The 6,582-nt window shown below is 73.0% G+C and carries 1 protein-coding gene; it reads right to left on the reverse strand.

All coding sequences use genetic code 11. From position 1 onward, the window contains the following. A partial coding sequence (locus tag D7318_RS32155; RefSeq protein WP_120700784.1) for a type I polyketide synthase occupies window positions 1-6,582 on the reverse strand: 6,582 nt, incomplete at both ends.

The following is a 6,582-nucleotide window of genomic DNA, read 5'->3' on the forward strand; positions in this document are numbered from 1 at the left end:
CACCCGAACCCAACAACCACTCCCCCACCCGCCGACCCAACACACCCGTACCACCGGTCACCAACACCGTCCCCCGCGGCGACCACACACCCTCAACCGCACCATGCGGCGCACGAACCAAACGGCGGGCGAAGACGCCGGAGGGCCGGATGGCCACCTGGTCCTCCTCCGTTCCGCCGAGGACGCTGACCAGACGGGTCAACGCCCGGTCGTCCAGCTCGGCGGGCAGGTCGACCAGGCCACCCCAACGCCCCGGCTCCTCGAGGCCGAGCACGCGGCCCAGGCCCCAGACCGCCGTCTGATCCGGCGCCTCAAGGGGATCCGAGGCGCCGACCGAGATCGCGCCACGGGTGGCGAGCCACAGGGGCGCGTCCCATGCGGCGGCGATGTCGGCGAGGGCGCCAGCGAGGGGGTCCGCGTTGCCGGGGGCGCGCAGGGACAGCACGCCGTCGAGCCCGTCGGTCGGCTCGGTGACGACCTCGGCGCCGTGGCGCGTCAGTCCCGCGATCACCGCGTCGGCCAAGGAGTCGTCGTCCTCGGGGCCGAGGACCAGCCAGCGGCCGGTGAGCGTGGGCCGGGGAAGGCCGGAGAGAGGGCTCCAGGTGATGCGGTAGCGCCAACTCTCCGCTGCTGAACGGGCGTTGCGTTCCCGCCGCCACTCGCGCAGCTCGGGGAGCACCGGGCCCAGGAGGTCGGCGAGTTCGCCGCTCTCGACGGCGTTCCAGAATTCCGTGTCGTCGTCGGCCGTGCTGGCCGGGGCCGACTCGGGCCAGTAGCGCTGGCGTTGGAAGGCATAGGTGGGCAGGTCGACGGTCCGCGCGCCGGTGCCGTTGTAGAACGACTCCCAGTCAACCGCCGTGCCGGTGGCGTGCAGGGTGGCCACGGCCGTGATCAGGGCCTCGGCCTCCGGGCGGTTCTTCCGCAGGGCGGCTGTGCCGTCGACCAGCGCGGACAGGACGCCGTCGGGGCCGATCTCCAGGAAGGTGCCCACGCCCTCGGCGCGCAGCGACTCGATCGCGTCGTGGAAGCGCACCGCGTCGCGGACATGGCGGACCCAGTACTCGGCGTCAAGGGCCTCCGGCTGGCCCGCGATGGGCAGTTCGGCGGGCCGATACGTCAACGACTCGGCCACCGACCGGAATTCTTCCAGCATCGGGTCCATCAGGTGCGAGTGGAACGCATGGCTCACCCGCAGCCGCTTGTGCTTCCACCGCCCGGCGACGGCGAGCACGGCCTGCTCATCGCCCGAAAGGGCCACGGCATCGGGGCCGTTGACCGCCGCCACGTCAACCCCTTCGGCCAGCAGCGGCAGCACCTCGGACTCCGACGCCTGCACCGCCACCATCGCACCGCCCTCGGGCAGCGCACCCATCAGACGACCACGCGCCGCCACCAGCACACACGCGTCATCGAGCGACAGCACACCCGCGACGTGCGCCGCGGCGATCTCGCCGATCGAGTGACCCGCCAGGAAGTCCGGCCTGATCCCCCACGACTCCACCAGCCGGAACAGCGCCACCTCCACCGCGAACAACGCCACCTGCGTGAACTCGGTCCGGTTCAGGGCCTCGGCGTCCTCCCCGAACACCACTTCCCGCAGCGGCCGTTCAAGGTGCGTGTCCAGGTGCGCGCACACCGCGTCGAACGCCTCCGCGTACACCGGGAACGCCTCATACACCTCCCGGCCCATGCCGAGCCGTTGACTCCCCTGCCCCGAGAACAGGAACGCCAGGGAGCCGCCGCGCCTGGTGCCGCGCACCACACCGGCCGCGGTCCTGCCGTCGGCGAGGGCGTCGAGGCCGACGTCGAGTGTCTCCCCGTCACCCGCGATGACAACGGCTCGCTCTTCCAGGGGAGTTCGGGCGGTCGCGGTGGAGTAGCCGAGGTCGAGCGGGCGCACGTCGTTCATCGCGCGCAGGCGCGCGGCCTGGTCGCGCAGCGCCTCGGGGTCGGCGCCGGACACGATCACGGGCACGATCGGCAGCGTCCGGGTGGGGCTGTCGGGCCGTTCGTCGGCGGGGGCGTCCGGTGCCTGCTCGACGATGACATGGGCGTTGGTGCCGCTCATGCCGAAGGAGGAGACGGCGGCGCGGCGTGGGCCCTCCGCCGCCCACTCGCGGGCCTCGGTCAGCAGCTCGACCGCGCCCGCCGACCAGTCGACGTGTGGGGACGGCTCGTCGACGTGAAGGGTCTTGGGCAGCAGCTCGTGCCGCATCGCCATGACCATCTTGATGATGCCGCCGACGCCGGATGCGGACTGGGTGTGGCCGATGTTGGACTTCAACGAGCCGAGCCACAGCGGCCGTTCACGGTCCTGGCCATAGGTGGCCACAACGGCCTGGGCCTCGATGGGGTCGCCGAGGCGGGTGCCGGTGCCGTGCCCTTCGACCACGTCGACATCGGCGGAGGTGAGGCCCGCGTTGGCCAACGCGGCGCGGATGACGCGCTGTTGCGAGGGGCCGTTGGGTGCGGTGAGGCCGTTGGACGCGCCGTCCTGGTTGGTGGCCGTTCCGCGCACGACGGCGAGGACCGGGTGGCCGTTGCGGCGGGCGTCGGAGAGGCGTTCGACCAGGAGGAGGCCGACGCCCTCGCCCCACCCCGTGCCGTCGGCCGCCGCCGCGAACGCCTTGCAGCGGCCGTCGGAGGCGAGGCCGCCCTGGCGGGAGAACTCGACGAACGTGCCGGGCGTCGCCATGACCGTGACGCCGCCCGCCAGGGCGAGGGTGCACTCGCCCTGGCGGAGCGCCTGCACGGCCAGGTGCAGGGCGACGAGCGAGGACGAGCAGGCGGTGTCGACGGTGACGGCGGGGCCTTCGAGGCCGAAGGTGTAGGAGAGCCGCCCTGAGACGACGCTGGCGGCGTTGCCCGTGCCGACATGGCCGCCGAGCTCTTCGGACGCGGAGACCAACAGGGCCGCGTAGTCCTGGTTGTTGGTGCCGACGAAGACGCCGGTGGCGCTGCCGCGCAGCGCGGACGGCGCGATACCGGCGCGTTCGAACGCCTCCCACGAGGTCTCGAGCAGGAGCCGCTGCTGCGGGTCCATGGCCAGGGCCTCGCGTGGGGACACGCCGAAGAAGGCGGGGTCGAAGTGGCCCGCGTCGTAGAGGAATCCGCCGAGCGCGGTGGTGGAGGCGCCGGAGCCCAGGGTGTCGAGGTCCCAGCCGCGGTCGGTCGGGAAGGCGCCCACCGCGTCGTCGCCCGACGCCACGAGGTCCCACAGGTCCTCGGGCGAGCGGACGCCGCCGGGGTAGCGGCAGGCCATGCCGACGATCACGATCGGGTCGTCGGCGACCGGGGCCTGGGCGGGGATGCGGTCGTCGGGGGCGTTCTCCTCGCCGGACAGCTCGGCGGCCAAGTGGGCGGCGAGGGCTTGGGCGTTGGGGTGGTCGAACGCGGCGGTGGCGGGGAGCGGAAGGCCGATGGCGGCGGTGAGGGCGTTGCGCAGCTCGACGGCGGTGAGCGAGTCGAATCCCAAGTCCCGGAAGGCGCGGGCAGGTTCGACCTCGTCGGGCCCGGAGAAGCCGAGCACCGCGGCGGCCTCGGCGCGCACCATGTGCAGTACCTCGCGGGCGCGTTCGGCGTGGCCGAGCGTGGCGAGTCGGTTGGCCTGGCCGCCGGTCGTGGCCTCGGTGGCGAGGGCGTCGCGCACCTCGGGGAGGTCGGCGATCAGCGGGCGGTGGCGGGTGGCGGTGAAGGCGGGGGCGAAGACGGACCAGTCGACGTCGGCGACGGTCAGGCACGTTTCGCCGTCCCCGGTGGCCTGCCGCAGGGCGGTGAGGGCGATGGCGGGGTCGAGGGCGATCAGTCCTCGGCGGCGCAGGGCGTCGCCGGTCTCGTTCGCCGCCATGCCCGCGCCCGCCCAGGGGCCCCAGGCGATCGATGTCGCGGCCAGGCCGCGGGCGCGGCGGTGGGTGGCGAGGCCGTCGAGGAACGCGTTGGCCGCGGAGTAGGCGCCCCCGGCGCCGCTGCCCCACACGCCCGCGATGGAGGAGAAGAGGACGAACGCGTCCAACTCCCGCTCCCCCAGCGCCTCATCGAGGTGGGCGGCGCCCACGACCTTGGCGGCCATGGCCTCGTCGAGGGCCGCGGGGGTCAGGTCGTGGAGCAGCGTGTCGCGGCTGATCCCGGCGGCGTGGACGACGGCGGTCAGGTCTGGCAGGTCGTCGATGATCGAGGCGACGGCGTCGCGGTCGGTGACGTCGCAGGCCACGGCGTCGATCCGCGGGTCGGTTTCCGCGGTCACGCCGCCGCGGCTGAGCAGGACGACGCGGTCGGCGCCTGAGGCGACGAGCCAGCGGGCGGTCTCGGTGCCGAGGGCTCCGGTGCCGCCGGTGACCAGCACCGTGCCGCGCGGGGTCCAGCCGTCGCCCGATCGGGTGCGGGGGGCGTGGGCGAGCCTGCGGGCGTAGACGCCTGAGGCGCGGATCGCGACCTGGTCCTCGTCGCCGTTGAGGACGCTGACGAGGCGGGCCAGCGTCCGGGTGTCCGGGTCGGCGGGCAGGTCGATCAACCCGCCCCAGCGGTCCGGCTGTTCGAGGCCGATGACGCGGCCGAGGCCCCAGACGGCGGCCTGGGCGGGGGTGGTCGCCCGGTCGGAGCGGCCGATGGCGACGGCGCCCCGGGTCAGGCACCACAGGGGTGCGTCGATGCCGGGGGCCTGGAGAGCGGCGAGGGCGTCATGGATCTCGCCCGCCACCACGATGCCCCTCAGGTCGATGGCGGCGTCGAGGCTGGTGTGGACGGTGGCGCCGTGGTCGCGCAGGGCGTCGGCGATGGCGTCCTCGGCGTTGAGGAGCGCCCAGTCACCGGAGAGTGCCGGGGTGGGCAGCTCCGTGAGGGGCGTCCAGTCGATGCGGTAGCGCAGGGCGGACACGGCCGCGTCGGCCTGGTCCCGCCGTCGCCACTCGGTGAGCGTGGCGAGGGCGTCGTCGCCCAGCTCCAGCTCGCCCTTGTCGACCGCGGACCAGAAGCGGGTGTCGTCGGCGCGCGCGTCGTCGGCCGGGGTGGTGTTCTCGGGCCAGTAGCGCTGGTGCTGGAAGGCATAGGTGGGGAGCGGGACGCGGCGGGCGCCCGTGCCGTTGTAGAACGCTCCCCAGTCAACGCTCACACCGGAGGTGTGGAGGGTGGCCAGGGCGGTGAGGAGCGACTCCACCTCCGGACGGTTCCTGCGGAGGGTCGGCGTTCCCTCGGCCATCGCGGACAGCACACCGTCGGGGCCGATCTCAAGGAAGGTGCCCACGCCCTCGGCGCGCAGCTGCTCCACGGCGTCGTGGAAGCGGACCGCCTCGCGGACATGGCGGACCCAGTACTCGGCGTCCACGCTCTCCGGCTGCCCCACGATGGGGAGTTGGGCCGGGTGATAGGTCAACGACTCGGCCACCGCGCGGAATTCTTCCAGCATCGGGTCCATCAGGTGCGAATGGAACGCATGGCTCACCGTGAGCCGCTTGTGCTTCCACCGCTCGGCCAGGGCAAGCACCGCGTCCTCGTCGCCCGAAAGGACCGTCGAGTCAGGGCCGTTGACCACCGCCACGTCAACCCCTTCGGTCAGCAGCGGCAGCACCTCGGACTCAGGGACCTGGACGGCGACCATCGCACCTCCCTCGGGCAGCGCGCCCATCAGGCGGCCACGCGCGGCAACCAGTGCGCAGGCGTCCTCAAGGGACAGCACCCCCGCGACATGGGCGGCCGCGATCTCGCCGATCGAGTGACCCGCCAGGAAATCCGGCCTGATCCCCCAGGACTCCACCAGCCGGTAGAGCGCCACCTCCACCGCGAACAACGCCACCTGTGTGAACTCGGTCCGGTTCAGCAGGTCCGCGTCCTCGCCGAAGGTCACCTCCCGTAGCGGGTGGGCCAGTTCGCGGTCCAGGTGCCCGGCGGCGGCGTCGAACGCGTCCGCGTAGACCGGGAACGTTTCGTACAACTCCGCGCCCATGCCGAGCCGTTGACTCCCCTGGCCCGAGAACAGGAAGGCGAGCGAGCCGCTGGTCCTCGTTCCGGTGACGAGGTGGGCGGCCGAGCGGTTCTCGGCGAGGGCGTCGAGGCCGGTGGTCAGCGTGTCGAGGTCACCGGCGAGGACGATGGCGCGGCTGTCGAGGGCGGCGCGGCTGGTGGCCGTGGTGAACGCCAGGTCAAGCGGGCGGAGTTCGGGGTGGGCGGCGAGGTGGGAGCGCAGGGCGGCGGCCTGGTCGCGCAGGGCGGCGTCGCCACGTCCTGAGAGCCGCACCGGGACGACGGGGAGGGTGGGCGAGCTCGGCGGGGTGGGCTCTGCGGGGTCGGTGATCGGTGCTTGTTCGATGATGGTGTGGGCGTTGGTGCCGCTCATCCCGAACGAGGACACACCCGCCCGACGCGGACCCTCCGCCACCCACACGCGCGCCTCGGTCAACAACTCCACCGCACCCGCCGACCAGTCCACATGCGGCGACGGCTCATCCACATGCAACGTCCTGGGCAACACCCCATGCCGCATCGCCATCACCACCTTGATCACACCCGCCACACCCGAAGCCGACTGCGTATGACCGATGTTCGACTTCAACGAGCCAAGCCACAGGGGCCGCTCACGACCCTGCCCAT

The sequence above is a fragment of the Streptomyces radicis genome, from assembly GCF_003626575.1.
Taxonomy (GTDB): Bacteria; Actinomycetota; Actinomycetes; order Streptomycetales; family Streptomycetaceae; genus Streptomyces; species Streptomyces radicis.